Origin of the sequence: Novosphingobium sp. (assembly GCF_039595395.1) — a bacterium.
Lineage (GTDB): Bacteria > Pseudomonadota > Alphaproteobacteria > Sphingomonadales > Sphingomonadaceae > Novosphingobium.
Genome location: NZ_JBCNLP010000001.1, coordinates 1,926,085 through 1,944,821, shown reverse-complemented (window position 1 = coordinate 1,944,821; position 18,737 = coordinate 1,926,085). Strand labels below are relative to the sequence as shown.

General features: G+C 65.7%; 11 protein-coding genes and 1 pseudogene. 6 read left to right on the top strand and 6 right to left on the bottom strand.

Going from position 1 to position 18,737, the window contains the following annotated elements:
• Positions 1 to 20 precede the first annotated feature (20 nt).
• The 5 genes from ABDW49_RS09135 to ABDW49_RS09115 all read left to right on the top strand — a co-directional run bounded on the left by ABDW49_RS09135 (position 21) and on the right by ABDW49_RS09115 (position 9,755).
• Positions 21 to 1,694, top strand: a complete 1,674-nt coding sequence (locus tag ABDW49_RS09135) for an ABC transporter transmembrane domain-containing protein (protein WP_343611349.1) — start codon at positions 21 to 23, stop codon at positions 1,692 to 1,694.
• A complete protein-coding gene (locus tag ABDW49_RS09130; protein ID WP_343611348.1) occupies positions 1,694 to 3,859 on the top strand; it encodes an ATP-binding cassette domain-containing protein in 2,166 nt (721 codons plus the stop codon). Before ABDW49_RS09135 ends, ABDW49_RS09130 begins: the two co-directional genes overlap by 1 nt.
• Complete coding sequence (locus tag ABDW49_RS09125) at positions 3,859 to 5,190, top strand: HlyD family type I secretion periplasmic adaptor subunit (RefSeq protein ID WP_343611347.1); 1,332 nt, start codon at positions 3,859 to 3,861, stop codon at positions 5,188 to 5,190. Before ABDW49_RS09130 ends, ABDW49_RS09125 begins: the two co-directional genes overlap by 1 nt.
• A gap of 6 nt (positions 5,191 to 5,196) precedes the next feature.
• A complete protein-coding gene (locus ABDW49_RS09120) occupies positions 5,197 to 6,219 on the top strand; it encodes a response regulator (protein ID WP_343611345.1) in 1,023 nt (340 codons plus the stop codon).
• A 65-nt stretch (positions 6,220 to 6,284) separates the two neighbouring features.
• Positions 6,285 to 9,755 (top strand): ATP-binding protein, encoded by a 3,471-nt coding sequence (locus tag ABDW49_RS09115; protein ID WP_343611343.1) that lies wholly within the window; start codon positions 6,285 to 6,287, stop codon positions 9,753 to 9,755.
• On the opposite strand, the gene ABDW49_RS09110 is transcribed toward ABDW49_RS09115, so the two are convergent.
• The 6 genes and pseudogenes from ABDW49_RS09110 to ABDW49_RS09085 form a co-directional block, all read right to left on the bottom strand.
• Positions 9,707 to 10,684: a nitronate monooxygenase family protein gene (locus ABDW49_RS09110; RefSeq protein ID WP_343611341.1), complete on the bottom strand. Its 978-nt coding sequence runs from the start codon at positions 10,682 to 10,684 to the stop codon at positions 9,707 to 9,709. The genes ABDW49_RS09115 and ABDW49_RS09110 overlap by 49 nt on opposite strands.
• Positions 10,685 to 10,704: 20 nt before the next feature.
• A pseudogene (locus ABDW49_RS09105) lies at positions 10,705 to 12,346 on the bottom strand (electron transfer flavoprotein-ubiquinone oxidoreductase).
• A gap of 5 nt (positions 12,347 to 12,351) precedes the next feature.
• Positions 12,352 to 12,789: a PaaI family thioesterase gene (locus ABDW49_RS09100; RefSeq protein WP_343611340.1), complete on the bottom strand. Its 438-nt coding sequence runs from the start codon at positions 12,787 to 12,789 to the stop codon at positions 12,352 to 12,354.
• An 8-nt stretch (positions 12,790 to 12,797) separates the two neighbouring features.
• Complete coding sequence (locus tag ABDW49_RS09095) at positions 12,798 to 14,588, bottom strand: acyl-CoA dehydrogenase C-terminal domain-containing protein (protein WP_343611339.1); 1,791 nt, start codon at positions 14,586 to 14,588, stop codon at positions 12,798 to 12,800.
• 36 nt (positions 14,589 to 14,624) lie between these two features.
• Positions 14,625 to 16,940, bottom strand: a complete 2,316-nt coding sequence (locus ABDW49_RS09090) for a 3-hydroxyacyl-CoA dehydrogenase NAD-binding domain-containing protein (protein WP_343611337.1) — start codon at positions 16,938 to 16,940, stop codon at positions 14,625 to 14,627.
• Positions 16,940 to 18,085, bottom strand: coding sequence for a thiolase family protein (locus ABDW49_RS09085; RefSeq protein ID WP_343611335.1), 1,146 nt, complete (start codon positions 18,083 to 18,085; stop codon positions 16,940 to 16,942). Before ABDW49_RS09085 ends, ABDW49_RS09090 begins: the two co-directional genes overlap by 1 nt.
• Before the next feature lie 187 nt (positions 18,086 to 18,272).
• Here ABDW49_RS09085 and ABDW49_RS09080 point away from each other — a divergent pair, with 187 nt between their 5' ends.
• Complete coding sequence (locus ABDW49_RS09080; RefSeq protein ID WP_343611333.1) at positions 18,273 to 18,719, top strand: DUF2147 domain-containing protein; 447 nt, start codon at positions 18,273 to 18,275, stop codon at positions 18,717 to 18,719.
• The last annotated feature ends 18 nt before the right edge of the window (positions 18,720 to 18,737 follow it).

Genomic DNA, 18,737 nt, shown 5'->3' with positions numbered 1-18,737 from the left:
GGTCACGAATGCAAAGATTAGTGCTAGCCAGCCGGCCATCGCGCGCGGTTCTGTTCACTGCCACCCTGGTCATCAACCTGACCGCACTAACCCTGCCCATGGTGGCCCGCCAGATCATCTCTCGCGGGCAGCAGAACCCCCATGGGTCCACGGTGATCGTGCTGGTAGCACTTGTCATTGCGGCAGCAGCCATCGAGGGCCTGCTGAAACTGAACCGGAATCTGGTGATCGCGCATACCGATCGCCTGTTCCTCACCCAGCGGTTGCATTGGCTGATCGACCGGGTGGTGCGGGCGCGGCGGCTGGATTTCAAATCCGCCGCCGCGGCCAGTCTCGATTACTCCGGGGCCATTCACCAGCTCAAGGGCATCGCCAATGGCGAGGTCCAGCTGGCCAAGGCCGAGATCGCCTTCGCGCCGGTCATCCTGCTTCTGATCTATGTGATTTCATGGCGCAGCGGCATCGTCGTCACGGTGTTTCTGGGCTGTCTGGCCGCTTTCACCTGGCATTCGGCGCATCGCTATTCGGTGATCGCCGAAAACAGCCGCGATGCCATCGAACACCGTTTCGACATGCTCTTCACCATTCTGGAGCGCATGCATCTGGTCAAGGCGCTGGCCGTCGAGCCCCAGATGGTGCGCGTCTATGAACAGGCCCATGGCGAGGCCATGCGCAACAATCTGGCGCTGGCCAATTCGGCCTCGCGCCTCACCCATTCCAATGCCATTGCCGGCATGCTGCTCAACATCATCCTGCTGTTCAGTTGCGCTCTGGCCGCCGAGCGCGGGGCGATGAACCTGGCCATGGTGATCTCCACCATCCTGCTGGCCAGCCGCCTGATGGAGCCGATCCAGCGCGCCGTCTTCATGCATATTCAGGCGCGCGACCGCGATGCCGCCCATGCCAAGATCCGCAAGCTGGACGAGGAAACCCGCATGGATGCCCCGCCCCGGCGCGGCGTCACCTTCACCACGCTGCAGCAATACCGGCTGGACGGCGCGGTGCTGGCTCCGGTCTCGCACACCAGCACCGGCCCCGTGCCGCTGCCCGCGCCGATCGATCTGGTGATTGAGCCGGGCGAATGCATCGCCATCTCCTCGGCCAGCCGCAAGGAAGCGCGCGCCCTGCTGCGCGCCATGGCCGGGCTGGACGAGCTGGCGGGCGGCGCGGTGACGGTCAACGATGTGCCCTTCGAGCACTATGGCCCCGCCGATCGCAACCGCATCCTGACCTATCTGTCGGCCGACCACCGCCTGTTCGACGGCACCATTCAGGACAACATCACCCGCTTTGGCGAAATTTCGGTGGAGGCGGCCTATGAGGTCGCCCGCCTGCTGGGCATCGACAAGCGGCTCGACGAGCTGCCGGGCGGCATGCAGACCCCGGTCGGGGATTCCGCGGGCGGTACGGTGGCGCCGGGGCTGGAGCGGCAGATCGCCATTCTGCGCGCGCTCACCCATCGTCCGCGCATCATCCTGTTCGATCACGCCGATCAGGGGCTGGACCGCGACGGTTATGCCCGCCTGATCAACTTCTTCAGCGAGGTGCGCGGCATGGCCACGGTGGTGATCGCCAGCGAGGACGCCAACCTCGCTTCTCTGGCCGACCGGGCTTTCCGCATCGAGGACGGGGTGCTGACGCCCTGCGACACGATCGTGCCCTTTGCCCTTCCCTATCGCTCGCTGGTGCTGTGATGCAGACAACAACGCTTTCCAATCCGGCGCTTTCCGATCAGGCCCCGGCTGTGTCGGGGGCTTCATCCAAGGCCTCCGCTCTGGCGACCATGCTGAGCCGATCGGCCCATGGCGCGGATCATGATCCGGCCTTCTTCACCCTGCTCAGCCTGCTGTGCACGCGCTTCATGCCCAATGTGCAGATCAAGGATGTGCTGGGCACCGTGCCGCGCAACCACCATCGCGGTACCGGGCAGCGCCTGCTGGCCGCCGCGATGAATCTGGGCTTTACCGTGCGCGAGCACAAGTTCGGCCTCGACCGACTGCGCCCGTGGGACTGCCCCGCCCTGCTGCTTCCCGCAGGCGGCGAGGAAGCCTTCCTGCTGCTGAGCGAAGGCACCACCATCACCGCGCTGGACGGCGAGGGCAAGGAACGCGATCTGGACTCGCTGCCCAAGGGCGCGATCCGCAAGCTGCAGCTTGAAGCGGCGGCCAATCCGCTCTCCCCCGAAAGCCGCAAGCATACCGGCTATAGCTGGCTGCGCGCGCTGGTCAGCTCCTTTGGCTCGATGCGCTGGGTCGTGGTGGCGACCACTTTGGCGGTGGTGATCGTGACGATCGCCCAGCCCTTCGTGATCTCGGCCTTCTACCGTTCGGTCTTCACGCGCGGCGACGAGCTGGCCATGCCGTGGCTGCTCACCCTGCTGCTGATCCTGGTGGTGATCATGTGGGGGATGCTGGCGCTGCGATCGCATGCTCTGGCGTGGTTTGCGGCGCGCCTTAACTATGTCGTGGGCTGTGCCACTTTCGACAAGATGATGCATCTGCCCGCCTTCCTGACGCAAAGGCTGGACGCGAAAGACCAGTCCTCCCGCGTGCGATCCTTCGAGAACGTCAGCGACTTTCTGACCAGCCCGCTGGCCGCGATCCTGCTCGATCTGCCGGTGTCGATGCTGGGGCTGATCGCCGTGCTCTGGGTGATGCCGCCTGCCGGGATCGTGCTGGTGGGCGCGGGGCTGTGCTATGGCGGGCTGTTCTTCTTCTGTGACCGGCGCATGGGCGTGCTGACCAGCATGCTGGCCGACCAGGCCACCGAGCTGCAGCATGTGATGGTCGAGACCTTCGAAAAGCGCGAACTGATCCGCGAATGCGGCCTGCAGCACCGCTGGGCCGATCTGCAGGAGCGCCGCATCGAACGCGCGCAGCTGGTGCAATATGCCATGTCGCGGCTGATGGCGATCGTCGAGGGTCTGGCCAGCTTCTTCTTTGCCGTGGCCTTCATCATGGTGATCGGCACGGTCGCGCTGTGGTCGGTGAAGTATGAGCTGGGCCCGGCCGAGCTGCTGGGCGTGGTCCTGCTGACCTCCAGCGTGCTGGCGCCGATGCATGCGCTCTGCCTTGCGCTGCCCCGCTTCGAGCAATGCGGCAAGTCGGTCGAGCAGATCAACGCCTTCATGGATCTGGAGACCGAGGCCGTCACCGATGTGCAGCGCCGCCGCCTGCCGATCATTCGCGGCAATGCCACGATGCGCAACATCACCATGCGGATCGGCAATGGCCGCCCGATGCTCTTCGGTCTCGATCTGGACATCAACGCGGGCGATCTGATCGGCATCCATGGCTCGGCCGGCACCGGCAAGTCGACCATCCTGCATCTGCTTCAGGGGCTGACCCAGCCCTCTTTCGGGGTGGTGCAGATCGAGGGCGTGGACATGGAGCAATTGCCCGTGCGCACCCTGCGCAGCGCCATCGGCTATATCCCGCAGAACCCCAGCCTGCTCCCCGGCACGCTGCGCGACAATCTGGACATGGCCAATCCGGTCGCCTCACCCGCCGATGTCGAGCGGGTGCTGGCCGCCGTCGGCCTGCAGAACATCGCGCTGGACGACATCCATATCACTGAAAACACACAGATGTCGGAAGGTTTCATCTGGCGCTTCGCCCTTGCCCAAGCCTTGCTGTCGGGCAGCGGACTTATCCTGATAGATGAAATCCCCAATGCTGTGGTTAATGCCGGTTTTGACAAGATCTTCCATAATGTTCTTCGCTCAGCGAAAGGACGAGTCAGCGTGGTCTTTGTTTCCGGTCGATCCGATCTGCTTGCCCTGGCTGACAGGGTGGTGGTGCTGCGCCAGGGCCGCGCGCCCGTGGTGACCTCGCCCGAAATGCTGGCGGATGCTGCCTGATGCCGGCCCGCCTCCACCTCGTTCAGGCCGCGCGGGATGCCTTCCCCGGCGCGGACAACGCCTCCAACGACACGCTGGAGCTGCCCGAACTGCTGATGCCGCTGGGCGCCAGCGACGCGCATTCCGGCCGCATCCTGCATGGCACGCTGATCGCCCTGAGCGCCGCCGTGGTGGTCGCCATCGGCTGGGCCGCCATGGCGCAGGTCAGCGATGTGTCGCAGGCCGTCGGCACGCTGGAACCCGATGCCCATGAACGCCGCATCGAGCATGTCGATGGCGGCCAGATCTCGCGCCTGCTGGTGCATGAGGGCGACAAGGTGGTCGCCGGACAGCCGCTGATGGAACTCGACGGCGCTCAGGCGGCGGGCGATGTCGCCTATGCCAAGGAGCGGCTGGCGATGATCGACAAGCAGCTCAGCACCGTCAAGGCGCTGGAAAACAAGGGTCTGGTGGTGCGCGGCGACAGTGCCGAAGCCCAGCGCGCAGCTTTCCTCGGTGCCGAGAACCGCGCCGCCGCCGCCCGTGCCCAGCAGCAGGCCGCCAGCATCGCGCTGATCCGCGCCCAGCTCACCACGGCGGAATCGGCCGCCAAGATCGCCCGCGATGACCGCGACCGCGCCCAGCGCCTGTTCTCGGCCGAGGCCGTCACCCGCTCCTCGCTCAACCAGCGTGAACAGCAGCTCAACGATGCCGATGGCCGCGTCAATGCGCTGCGCCAGCAGCTTTCGGTCGCCAGCGGTGGCTTCGAACAGGCTACCAGCGAGGCGGCCAGCGTGCGCTCGCGTCAGCAGGTCGATCTCTATCAGGAGGGCAACACGCTGGCCCTGCAGGGGATCGAGGCCAATGTGCTGCTCAAGCGCGCCATGGCCCGCACCGATCGCCTGATCGTGCGCAGCCCCGTGGCGGGCATGGTCAAATCGCTGACCATCGCGCCCGGCAGCGTGGTGGCACCCGGCGGCCTGCTGGCCGTGGTGGTGCCCTCCAACGAGAAGCTGATGATCGATTCGCAGATCCCGGCCACCAACATCCACGATGTCCGCGCCGGGCTGGACGCCCATGTCCGCATCAACGGCTTCGACCTGCCCGGCAAGGGTTGGATCGACGGGCAGGTCCATTCGATCTCGCCCTCATCCTTCGCCGATGATCGCGGCAACCGTTTCTACAAGGTGCGCATCGCGATCACCGACAAGGACCTCGACCGCCGCACGATGGCGTCGCTGGCTCCCGGTCTGGAGGCGCATGCCGATATCATCACCGGCCATAAATCCGTGCTGTCCTTCCTGGTCAGCCCCGTCCGCCACGGGCTTGACGCCGCCCTGACCGAAAAGTGAGCCAGCATGAGCGCGCTGCCCGACTTCCAGAGCTTCGACGCCGCCGTTAACCATGGTCAGGTGGCTCCGCAGCCGCCCGTGCCCCCGGTGGCGCAACCCGCCGCTCCCGGCGCCGCGCCTGCGGGCGGCCAGGGGATGCGTGTTCTGCTGGTCGAGGATGACCGCATGGCGGCGATGATGGTGTCGTCCATGCTTAGCGATCTTGGTTACCAGGTGGAGATCGCCCAGAATGGCGCGGAGGCCTATGCGCTGCTGCGCGAGGCCCCTGCCCGTGCCGATATGGTTCTTACCGATCGTTTCATGCCCGCGCTCGACGGGTTGGGCCTGACCCGCCGCCTGCGCCGGGAACCGGCCACCCAGCACATGCCGATCATCATGCTGACCGGCACCGGCGATTCCTCCTCGGTGGCCGAGGGGATCGAGGCCGGGGTCCAGCAATATCTTACCAAGCCGGTCGACCCCAATCTGCTGCAGCAGGTGATGCAGGCCACCGTCCGCCAGATCGAACAGCGCCGCGCCGCCGCCCGCACGCTGCAATCGCACCAGTCCGGTTTCGGCAACATCCAGCGCATCGATTTCCATCTGCGCAAGATGTCGGATGTCGCCCCGGTCGCGAGCCTGCTGGCCAGCCTGGCCGACAATCCCGAAAAGGTGATCGTGGGCCTGCGCGAACTGCTGACCAATGCGGTGGAGCACGGGCTCTATCGTCTGGGCGGGCAGGCCAAGGCGCATTATCTGGCCAATGGCACGCTGGATGCCGAACTCGCCCGGCGCGAGGCTGACCCCGCCTATGCGGGCGTGGCCGAGGCCGCCGCCCAGCGCCTGCCCGAAGGGCTGAAATTCGCCTTCCGCGATCCGGGCCCCGGTTTCGCATGGCAGCGCTTCATCCGGCCCGATCCGGCGCAGGGCATCGGCCAGACCGGGCGCGGCATCGCGCGCGCCGCGCTGATCTTCAGCAAGCTGGAATTCCACGGCACGGGCAATCTGGTCACCGCCACGCTGGCCGCGCGTGCGGCCACCGTATGGTGACGCTGATCAGGCGCGCTGCACCCTCTTCTGCCGGATATGACGGCATTGCCCTCAAAGGTGGCCCCATGAGCATCCTTCTCAAGCGCCATCTGATGGCCATCGTGCTGGGTTTTGTCGGCCTGCTGGCCGTGATCTTCACACTCTCCGCGCTGGAGACGATGGACCGGCTGGGCCACGCACAATTCGTCTCCCAGACCGAGGCGCATGAAACCGCGCTGCGCACCCAGATCGACCATCTGGTGATCCGGCTGAAGGACACCGCCAATTACGTCAACAGCAATGCCCCCGATCTGGCCGCCCAAAAGCTGACAGGCGCGCTCAACGGCTCGCCCTATGTGCAGGATGAGGGCTATCTGGGCGCCGACGATCATCTGCGCCATTCGGGCATGGGGCGTAACGCCCTGCCTTCACCGCAGGCCGCTGCCGAGATCGACAGCCTGCGCGCCCTGACGCAGGCCCGGCCTGCCTATGTCCATGTGGTGGCGGCCAAGGCCTATCCGGCGCTGTTCGGGCAGGACAAGCAGGATGCGCTGGTGCTGGTGCAGAGCCAGCCCGTCGCCACCCCCGCCGACCGTCTGACCTATGTCCTCTTCGACTTCGCCCGCCTCTGCCGCGACGAGGCCCGCAAGGGCAATTTCGCAAACAGCTGGTCGATCCGCACCGTTGGCGGCGGCATCGATGCCGGTTGCACCACGCAGCGCACAGGCGCCCCCGGCTGGCCGATCTCCGGCGAGGACATCATCCACACCCTGCCGATGACGCATACGGTGGGGCTCGAAATCCATACCGAGCGGCTGGTGCCGATGCTTGGCGCCGTGATGACGATGCTGATCTTCGCGCTGGTCGCGGTGGCCGCCATTGCCGTGGCGGCCTTTATCTCGCGCCGCTGGCAGCAGCAGGCTTCCGACGCGCTGATGGAGGCCGTGCATACCGCTCAGGCCGCTGCTGCCTCGAAGGATGAATTTCTCGCCAATATGAGCCATGAGATCCGCACGCCCCTCAATGGCGTGCTGGGCATGGCCGAACTGCTGGGCCGCCGGAACCTCTCCGAGACCGACATGCGCTATGTCGATCAGATCCGCAATTCGGGCTCGGCGCTGCTGGCGATTTTGAACGATGTGCTCGATCTGGCCAAGATCGATCAGGGCATGCTGGCGATCGATCCGATCCGCACCAATCTCTATCAGCTCTTGCAGGATGTGCTGGGACTCTATGCCGGCAAGGCGCATGAGAAGAACGTCAGCCTGATGATCGATGTCGATCCGCAGGTGCCCAAATGGGCGATGATCGATCCGACGCGCCTGCGCCAAATTCTGGGCAATCTGGTCTCCAACGCGGTAAAGTTCACCGAAAATGGCGAGATCATGGCCCAGATCGCCACGGGCGCCGCGCAGGGCCGCGAGTGGCTGACGATCTCGGTGCGCGACACCGGCATCGGCATGACGCCCGAGCAGCAGGCCTCGCTCTTCGAACGCTTCACCCAGGCCGAGGCGGGCACCGCGCGCAAGTTCGGCGGCACGGGGCTTGGCCTGTCGATCGTACGCCAGCTCTGCACGCTGATGGGCGGCGAGATTTCGGTCGAGAGCCAGTATGGCCGGGGCTCGACCTTTATCGCCCGCCTGCCTCTCGACCGGCTCGACGGCGACACCGCCAGCCAGCCGATGACCGCGCAGGGCGTCGGCCTTGTCACGCCCTCGCCCTTTGTGCGACAGGTGGTGGAGCGCGTTCTGGCCAAATCCGGGCTGCGGCTGCAGGCCTTCGCCTCGATGGATGAGGCGGTGCGCGCGCTGGTGCCGGGCAACAGTCTGGACCTCTCCGGCCTGATCCTCGATGAGGCGCAGGATGTCCATGCCGCCTATGACGGCTGGACGCGCATTGCCGCGCAGCGGGTGCTGAACGGTCAGGGCTGGGCGATCCTGCTGGCCGACAAGCAGTTGCATCAGCGCTACAGCGCCTTCGACAAGGCACTGTGCAAGCCCTTCCTGCCCGAGGATCTGGAGCGCGCGCTCGCCGCGCTGATCAACCGCGGCGGCGCTGCTGTGGCACCGGCCACCCCGGCGATGGCCGCGCCTGCAGGCCCGGAAAGCTGGCCCACCGTGCTGGGCCCCGATGCCAACAGCACCGTGCGTTTCGACGGCAAGACCTGCCTTGTGGTGGATGACAACACCGTCAACCAGCTCGTCATTTCCGAGCTGATGCAGGATTTCGGCTTCACGATCACCACGGCCAGCGACGGGCGCAAGGCGCTGACAGCGGCTCAGGAACAGAAGTTCGACATCATCCTGATGGATTGCCGCATGCCGAACATGGATGGCTATGACGCCACCCGCAATCTGCGCCAGATGATGAAGGCGGGCACCGTGCCGCATACGCCCATCGTGGCCCTGACCGCCAACGCCATGAAGGGCGACAGCGAGAAGTGCCTGGCCTGCGGGATGGACGCCTTCCTCTCCAAGCCGGTCCGCGTGCCCGAGCTGATCGACGTGCTGGTCTGCCTGCTGCCGCTGACCGATGACGCCTCTTCGGGCGATGTGATGTGGCTGGATGCCGCCGATACGCCGCCGGCCCCGGCACCTGCGCCCGCTGCCCCGATGGCTGCGGCTGCGGCTCCGGTGTTTGCCGCTCAACCCGCGCTGACCGCGGGGGGGCTCCGATACGGCCCCGGTCTTTGCGACGCAACCGGCACCCCCGCCTTTCGCTCCGCCGCCGATGGCCGCACCTGCGCCCTCGCCGGTCTTTGCCTCCCAGCCTGCCGTGGCGCCTTTCACGCAGGCGCCCGCATCGCCGCCGGTGCTCGCCGGGCAGCCTGCGGTCCAGCCGTTTGCCCAGCAGCCTTTCGCGCAAGCGCCTGCCGCCGTGCCACCCTTTGCCGGGCAGTACCAACAGCCGCCGCTGGACATGACCGAAGCGATGGCGCTGCCCCCCTTGGCCCCGCCGCCTCCGGCTTTTGCGCCGGTCACTCAGCAGCCTGCGCTGGCCCCTCAGGCGCCGCGTCCCGCGTTGCAGGCGGTCGTGCCTGCGCCCGCTCCCGCACCGGTGGCCCAGCCTGCTCCGCCCCCGGCACCGGCACAGCCCGCGCCCGCCGGGTCACCACCTCGCGTCTCGCTCTTCGACGAGGCCACCTTCGAGACCCTGCGCACCACCATGCGCAGCTTCCCGCAACTGATCGAACTCTATCGCACCGATACGGTCGATTACCTCAACCAGATCGAAAAGGCGCTGGCGCTGGGCGAGAAGGAGGAAGCCGTCCTGCCCGCCCACACCATCAAGAGTTCGAGCAAGATCGTCGGCGCCACCGGCATGGCGGCGCTGGCCGAGGTGATGGAAAAGCGCCTGCGCACCGGCCAGGGCGACAGCATCGGCGAGATGACCGAGCTGCATGCCCGCATGAAGGCCGCCTACGCCCAGACTCTGCTCTGCATCGACATGCTGCTGGCCCGCCAGAGCGGCAGCCCCCCGCCACCGCGCGCGGCAGCGGGGTGAAATCTCAGGCCGGGGCCATCGCGCCCAGACGGATGAAAACCGCCTCGGCCTGATCCATGATGCGGGCGATCAGATCGGCGCAGGTGGGAATGTCGTGGATCAACCCCTGCGACTGCCCCGCCCAGACCAGACCATTCTCGATATCGCCGTTTTCCAGCGTCTGGCGGCCCTTTTCGCCCGCCACATAGGGGCGCAACTGTTCAAAATTCACGTCGGGCTGGCGCTGCAACTCGACCACCTTGCCCGAAACCGGCGTGAAGGCCACGCGCCCGGTGTTGCCGATGCCGCGCAGGATCAGGCGCGTATCGCGCTCGTCATTGTTCAGGATAACCTGTTTGACATTGGCATGGATCGGCGCCTCCTGCGTGGCGCAGAAACGCGTGCCCATGGTGATGCCCTGAGCCCCCAGCGCCAGCGCCGCCGCCAGACCGCGCCCATCGGCAAAGCCGCCACAGGCCAGCACCGGGATCTCCAGCGCATCGACCGCCGCCGGGATCAGCACCAGACCGCCGACATCATCTTCGCCGGGATGACCCGCGCATTCGAAGCCGTCGATGGTGACGATATCCGCCCCCATCCGCTGCGCCGCCAGAGCATGGCGCACCGAGGTGCATTTGTGGATCACCGTGACGCCATGCGCCTTGAAATCCTCGATATGCTCATGCGGGGAATGGCCGGCGGTTTCCACCACCTTGATCCCGCTCTCGATGATGGCGCGGCGGTATTCGGGATAGGGCGGCGCGCGGGTGATCGGCATGAGGGTGAGGTTCACGCCAAAGGGCTTGTCGGTAAGGGCACGTGTCGCATCGATCGCGCGGCGCAGATCATCCGCCGTGGGATAGATCAGCGCCGTCAGCAGGCCCAGCGCGCCCGCATTGGACACCGCCGAGACCAGCTCGGGCTTGCCCACCCACATCATCCCGCCCTGAACGACGGGATGGTCGATGCCCAGCATCCTTGTGATCGTGGTGGAGATGGGCATCGCCTGACAAACCTTTCCTCTTACATGTTGGGGTAATTGGGTCCGCCGCCGCCCTCGGGGGTGACCCAGTTGATGTTCTGTGTGGGGTCCTTGATGTCGCAGGTCTTGCAGTGGACGCAGTTCTGCGCGTTGATCTGCAGGCGCTTGTCATCCGCCTCGCCCACGAATTCATAGACGCCCGCCGGGCAATAGCGCGCTTCGGGACCGGCATAGACCGGCAGGTTGACCTGCGTCGGGATCGCCGGATCGGTCAGGCGCAGATGGCAGGGCTGGTCCTCCTCATGGTTGGTGAAGGAGAAAGCCACATTGGTCAGCCGGTCGAAGCTGAGCACGCCATCGGGCTTGGGATAGGCGATGGGCTTGAAGGCGCTGGCCTTCTGCGTGGCCGAGGCATCGGTGTGATGCTTCATCGCGGGCAAATTCACCCCCGCCACGCGCAGCCACATATCCGCGCCCGCCAGAACCGTGCCGATGGTGCCGCCGAATTTGGCGACCAGAGGCTGGGCGTTCTGCACCAGCTTCAGCTCATCGGCGATCCAGCTTGAGCGCAGGGCGGTTTCGTATTCGGCCAGTTCGTCCTGACCGCGCCCCGCCTCCAGTGCCGGGGCAATCGCCTCGGCGGCCAGCATGCCGGATTTGAGCGCCGTATGGCTGCCCTTGATGCGCGGCACATTGACGAAGCCCGCCGCGCAGCCCGCCAGCACACCGCCGGGGAACGTCAGCTTGGGCACCGACTGCCAGCCGCCCTCGTTGATCACGCGGGCGCCATAGGAGACCCGCTTGCCGCCCTTCAGGATGGCCGCGATCTCCGGGTGCTGCTTCCAGCGCTGAAATTCCTCATAGGGGCTGACGAAGGGGTTCTTGTAATCGAGCGCCGTCACAAAGCCGAGCGCCACCTGCCCCCCCGCCTGATGGTAGAGGAAGCCGCCACCCCACGATCCGCTTTCCGACAGCGGCCAGCCCTGCGTATGCAGCACCCGGCCCGGCACATGGTTTTCGGGAGCGATATCCCACAATTCCTTGATGCCCAGACCGTAAACCTGCGGCTGGCAATCGCGCTCCAGATCGAACCTGGCCTTCACCTGCTTGGTCAGCGATGCCGCGCGCGCCCTCGGCCAGCACGGTGTAGCGGGCCAGCAGGCGCATGCCGGGCTGGAAATCGGCCTTGGGCTCGCCATCGCGGCCCAGCCCCAAATCGCCGGTCTGCACGCCGATCAGCACGCCACTGTCGTCGTAGATCACCTCGGCGGCGGGGAAGCCGGGGAAGATTTCCACGCCCAGTTCCTCGGCCTTGCCCGCCAGCCAGCGGCACAGGCTGCCCAGCGAAGCGGTGTAGCAGCCATCATTGCTCATAAAGGGCGGCATGATGGCATGGGGCATCGCGGTCTTGCCGCTCTTGCTGAGCACCCAGTGCCAATTGTCGGTCACCGGGGTTTCGGCCAGCGGGCAGCCCTCGTTGCGCCAGTCGGGGAACAGCTCATCCAGAGCGCGCGGATCGACCACCGCGCCCGACAGGATATGCGCCCCGATCTCGCTGCCCTTTTCCAGCAGGCAGACCGCCAGATCGGCATTCAACTGCTTCAGCCGGATCGCCGTGGCCAGCCCCGCCGGGCCGCCACCCACGACGACCACGTCATACTGCATCTCGTCGCGCTCGACCACGAAGCTCATGCCGCTACTCCTTCAATCGGCTGGACAATCAGCGTGGAGGTCGCCGTCGCCAGATCGCGGCCCTGCGCGTCACGGATCACGCCCTCGGTGACCACCACCTGACGGCCCGCCTTCTGCACCCGCCCGACGATCTCGAGCGTCCCGCTGTCCGCATGGATGGCGCGAAGATAGGCAACCTTGATCTCCAGCGTCAGACAATAATGCCTGCCGTCCTGCACCGAATGCGCCGCGGCCCCGCAGGCATTGTCGAGCAGGCTGGCAATGTAGCCGCCATGCGCGATCCCCACCTGATTGTCGAAGCGGTGGTCAGGCGTGGCGCTGAGCACGACTTCGCCATGCTGCGCGGAGACCACCTCGACCTCCAGCAGACGCATCATCGGCGAACGAGCCATCGTCTCCTTCAGCGCCAGCACCTGATCCACACCGCTCATCATCCAACCTTTCAGAACAACGCCTCATCCAGCGCCATCATCGAGCCCTTGCCCGATTTGATCGCCAGATAGCAAGCCGCCGTCTGTGGCAGGATACGGTCGTAAAAGAAACGGGCCGTGGTGATCTTGGCCTGATAGAACTCCTTTTCCTGCGTGCCGGAGGCCAGTTCCTGCACGGCGATCTTCGCCGACAGCGCAAAGCAATAGGCCAAAGCCGTCAGCCCCAACTGGCGCAGATAGTCGGTGGCGGCGGCGCCGGCTTCCTCGGGGTCTTTCAGCCCACGCTGGGCGATGATCGCGGTGGAGCCCTGCAAAGCCTCGAAAGCGCGCTTCAGCCCGGTGACGAAGGGTTCGATCGGCCCTTCCCCGGCATTGTCCTCGATAAAGTTCGAGACCGGATGGAAGAAACTGCGCAGATAGCGGCCCATATGCGCGCTCAGCTTGCGGCCGATCAGGTCGAGCGCCTGAATGCCATTGGTGCCCTCATAGATCATGCTGATGCGGGCATCGCGCAGATACTGCTCCACGCCGCTTTCGACGATATAGCCATGGCCGCCATAGACCTGCACCGCATGGCTGGCGCTCTCCAGCCCCAGATCGGTGAAGAGCGCCTTCACCACCGGCGTCATCAGCGCGACGAAATCCTCGGCGCGCTGGCGGGTTTCGGGATCGGTCGCGTGCTTTTCAGCATCGAGCGCACGGCTGATCCAGCCCGAAAGCGCGCGGCAGCCCTCATTGTAGGCGCGCATCGTCATCAGCATGCGGCGCACATCGGGGTGGACGATGATCGGATCAGCCGCCTTCTCGGGATATTTCGGGCCCGACAGGCTGCGGCCCTGCAGGCGGTCCTTGGCGTACCACACGGCGGACTGATAGGCCGCCTCGCCCACGCCCAGGCCCTGAATGCCCACGCCCACGCGCTCGGCATTCATCATGGTGAACATGGCTTCGAGACCCTTGTTGGGCTCGCCCACCAGCCAGCCGAGCGAGTCCTCGAACTGCATCTGGCAGGTGGCGGAGGCCTTGATGCCCATCTTGTGCTCGATGCCGGTGCAGGCCACCCCGTTGCGGATCGCGGGCTGGCCATCGTCATCCAGCAGCAGCTTGGGCACGAGGAACAGGCTGATCCCCTTCACGCCCTTGGGCGCATCGGCCAGGCGCGCCAGCACCAGATGGACGATGTTGCCCGACAGATCATGCTCGCCCGCCGAGATGAAGATCTTGGCGCCCGAAATCTTGTAGGTGCCGTCGCCCTGATCCACCGCCTTGGTGCGCAGCAGGCCCAGATCGGTGCCGCAATGCGATTCCGTCAGGCACATCGAGCCCGACCATTCGCCCGAGACCATCTTGGGCAGCCAGATCTGCTTCAGCTCATCGCTGGCATAGGTGGTGAGCGCAGCAATCGCCCCGCTGGTCAGGCCCGGATAGAGGCTGAAAGCGACATTGGTCGCGCAGACCATCTCCTCCACCATCTTGCCGACGGCCTCGGGCAGGCCCTGCCCGCCCCATTCGGGCGGCGCGACCAGCGAGGACCAGCCGCCTTCCACAAACTGGCGATAGGCCTCCTGAAAACCCTTGGGGGTGCGGACGGTGCCATTCTCGAAATGGCAGCCCTCGGCGTCTCCGCTGGCGTTGAGCGGCAGCAGCACCTGCTGGGTGACGCGCGCGGCTTCCTCCAGCACGGCGTCGATCAGGTCGGGGGTGAAGTCTTCATGGCCGGGCAGATCGCCGAAGCCATCGCCCTGATGCAGTTCATGAAGCACGAAACGCATATCGCGCAGGGGAGCGGTGTAGACTTGCATGATAATCCTCTCCGGCGGACTGTTGCCCGCTCGATCTTAGTTTCGCAGGGGCTTGCCGGTGGTCAGCATCGCCTCGATGCGCGCCATGCTGCGTTGGTCGCGCACCAGCGTCACGAATTGCGCGCGTTCCATCGCCAGCAGATCCGCCTCGGTGACGGTATCGACCATATCGAAATCGCCGCCGCTCAGCACATGGGCCAGCTTGCCCGCGACCACCTCGTCATACGGCGTGGCGAGCCCCCTTGCCCGGAACCCCCGCACCGCCAGATCGAGCGCGGCCTTGCCCCCGGCACCCGGCAGGCGGAAAACCGGCGGCGCGGGCGGCTGATAGCCCTCGGCCAGCGCCAGAGCCTTGGCCTTGGCATCGTTCAGCAGCCGGTCGCGGTTCATGGTGATGCCGTCGCTGGCGCGCAGATAGCCCACCTCCTTGGCATTGGCCGCCGATTTGGCGACGGTGGCAGTGGAGATCGTCTCGAAGGCCTTGGCCACGGCAGGCATCGGGCCATGCGGCAGCTTGGGGTTTTCGCTGAAACGCTGGATCATCTCGCCGCAGCCGCCCCAGCCGGGGATCAGCCCCACGCCGCATTCGACCAGACCGATATAGGTCTCGGCATGAGCCTGCACGGCATCGGCATTGAGGCAGATTTCGCAACCGCCGCCCAAAGCCATGCCGAAGGGCGCAGCGACCACCGGGAAGGGTGCGTATTTCAGCGCCTTGTAGGCCGCCTGACCGCCTGCGACCAGCTTCTCCACCTCGCCCCATGCGGCGATGTTGATGGCGAACATGGCAAGGCCCAGATTGGCCCCGGCGGAGAAATTGCGGCCCTCATTGTAGACCACCAGCGCCTTGTACTGGCTGGCCACAAGCGGGATCGCCTTGCCGATCAGCATCATCACATCGCCGTCGAGCGCGTTCATCTTGCCGGTGAACTCCAGCGCGACGACGCCATCGCCGACATCCCACAGCGCCGCCGAACCATTCTTCAGCAGAGGCTTGGAGGCGGCCTTGATGTCCTCCAGCAGCAACACGCCTTCGGGGCGGGTGATGGCATGGTACTCGCCATCGAGGCCGAGGAACTGGCGCTGGCCATTGTCCACGCGGTAGAAAGGCCGCCCCGCAGCGATACGCAGGATTTCGGGCACCGCGATGCCTTCGGCTTCCAGACGCTTGGCCAAGACATCGCTGCCCAGCCGGTCGATCAGTTCGAAGGGGCCATAGCTCCAGTTGTAGCCCAGCTTCATCGCCGTATCGATGCCGAGCACATCATCGGCCGCCTCGCCCACCAGCGAGGCCGAGTAGGCCAAGGTCGGCCCAAGCACCGCCCAGGCATAGGCGCCCAGCTTGCCCGGCAGGCTGACCAGCGCGTGCAGATCCTTCTGCGCCGCGCCCGGAATGGAGACGGGCTTGGCGGCCTTGCGGTACTCGCCCGTCGCCAGATCGATGGCCTCCTTCACCTTCCCCGCCTCGCGGTTGATGCGATAGAAGCCGCCCTTGCCCTTGCGCCCGGTATAGCCATCGCCGATCATCTTGAGGATCAGCGGATGGTCCTTGGCGATGGCCTGATAGGGGTCGTCCTGAGGCAGGCTGCGCGTCAGGCTGGTCTTGAGGTAGGGCATCAGATCGATGCCCACCAGATCGACCAGGCCGAAGATGCCGGTCTTGGGCACGCCCATCGGCTTGCCCGCAATGGCATCGGCATCTTCCACCGAGACACCCAGATCGAAGGCCGCATTGATTGCCGACTGCAGCCAGAAGGTACCGACGCGATTGGCGATAAAGCCCGGCGTGTCGCGCGCCGTCACCACGCTCTTGCCCAGAGCGCGATCGGCGAAGGCGCTGATCCCGGCGACCAGAGCGGGATCGCTCTGCGGCCCGGCGACCACCTCCAGCAGACGCATATAGCGCGGCGGGTTGAAGAAATGGGTGATGAGGAAATCACGCTGAAACGCCTCGCTGCGGCCCTGCGTCAGCACAGCCAACGGCATGGTCGAAGTGTTGGAGGACACAGCACTGCCGGGGCGGCGCACCGCCTCCAGCTTTTCATAGAGCGCCTGCTTCGCCTCGATCTTTTCGATGATCGCCTCGATCACCCAGTCGCAATCCGCGACCTTGGCCAGATCATCCTCGATGTTGCCGACTTCGACCAGCTTGGCGGCAGCTTTGCTCATAAAGGCAGCCGGTTCGGCCTTGCCCAGCTTTTCCAGTGCCTTGCGGGCGACCACGCTGCGGTCCGGCCCCTCGGTCATCATATCGAGCAACAGCACCGGAACGCCCGCATTGGCGACCTGAGCGGCAATCCCCGCCCCCATCGTCCCCGCGCCGATGACGCAGACTTTTGAAACGCCGCTCATCACACCGCCTCCAGAACCGTGGCGATGCCCTGCCCGCCGCCGATGCACTGCGTCGCCAGCGCATAGCGCCCGCCCGTGCGTGCCAGCAGCGAGGCCGCCTTGCCCACGATGCGCGCGCCCGTGGCGCCCAGCGGATGGCCGATGGCAATCGCGCCGCCATCGATGTTCACCTTGGAAGGATCGAGCCCCAGATCGGCGATGCAGGCCAGCGCCTGGCTGGCAAACGCCTCGTTCAGCTCGATCACATCGAGGTCGGCAGCGGTGATCCCGGCGCGCTCCAGCGCTTTCTTGCTCGCCGCGACCGGGCCGATGCCCATGATTTCCGGGCTGCACCCGCTGATCGCCACGGCTTTTACGCGGGCCAGCAACGGCAGATTATGCGCGCCTGCAAAGGTCCCGCTGGTCACCAGCACCGCGCTGGCGCCGTCGGTCAGCGGCGAGGCGGTACCCGCCGTTACGCTGCCGGTGGCGCTGAAGGCCGGCTTCAGCCCGGCCAGCGCTTCCGCCGTGGTGCCGGGGCGCAGGCAGCCGTCCTTGTCGACCACGCCCGCCTTGGTGGCGATGGGGACGATCTCTTCACTCAGGCGCCCTTCGGCCTGCGCTTCGCCGGCCTTGCGCTGGCTTTCGACGGCGAAGGCTTCCTGCTGCTCGCGGCTGATGCCATAGGTTTTGGCCACATTTTCAGCGGTGTCGCCCATGCCGATATAGGCGGCGCTGCGCTTGGCCAGCTCGGCATTTGGCAGCGGATTGAAGCCCATCATCGGCACGCGGCTCATCGATTCGACGCCGCCGCACAGGAACGCCTGCCCCGCGCCCAGAGCGATCTGCCCCGCCGCATAATGGATCGCGCTCATCGAGGAACCGCAAAAACGATTGACCGTCATCCCGCCCACCGACAGCGGCAGATCGGCCAGCAGCCCCACCAGACGCGCGACATTGAAGCCCTGCTCGCCCTCCGGGAAGGCGCAGCCCAGCACCAGATCCTCCAGCGCGGCGGCATCGATCCCGGTCCGCTCGACCAGCGCGCGCACCACGGCGGCGGCCAGATCGTCGGGACGGGTACGGGCCAGAGCGCCCTTGCCCGCCAGATGGAACGGGGACCGGGCATAACCGGCAATCACCACATCTTGGCTCAACTCAGCCATCACACATCTCTCCACATGGCGTCCGTGAGTCGCTTGCTCCGGACCATCTGCATTAATGGTGCCCAAATTGACCTATACGTCAACATAGTTTTGATGCATGATGTGATTCGCCAATTCGGAAAGTTCTGGCACAAAGCGAAAGAGGGCGAAGACAGCCCTCTCGCTTTCCAAGAGGATGGAGATACCCATGAGCCTGATGCTGATGGCAGCAGCCCTGATGGCCCAGAGTGTGGCAGTCGCAGACGCGCCCAAAGGTGCGCCTGCCGGAGGCACCGCCAATGCCGTGATCGGCCGTTGGGCCACGCCCACCAAGCAAGGCGTGGTCGAGATCCACCATTGCGGCCCGTCGATCTGCGGCACGCTGGTCGATTCCGAAGGCATTCGCGCCAATTCCGACCTGCGCGACATCTACAACAAGACCGAATCACAGCGCAGCCGCGTGCTCAAGGGCATCGAAATTCTGCGCGATTTCCGTCAGATGCCCTGGGGTTGGGACAAGGGCACCATCTACAATGCCGATGACGGCGGCACGTATAAAGCCACCATCACCGTTATGGATGCCGATACGCTCAATGTGAAAGGCTGCATCGTCTGGCCGCTCTGCAAGAGCCAGACATGGAAGCGGATTCGATAACAAACGCATTCGGTGAGC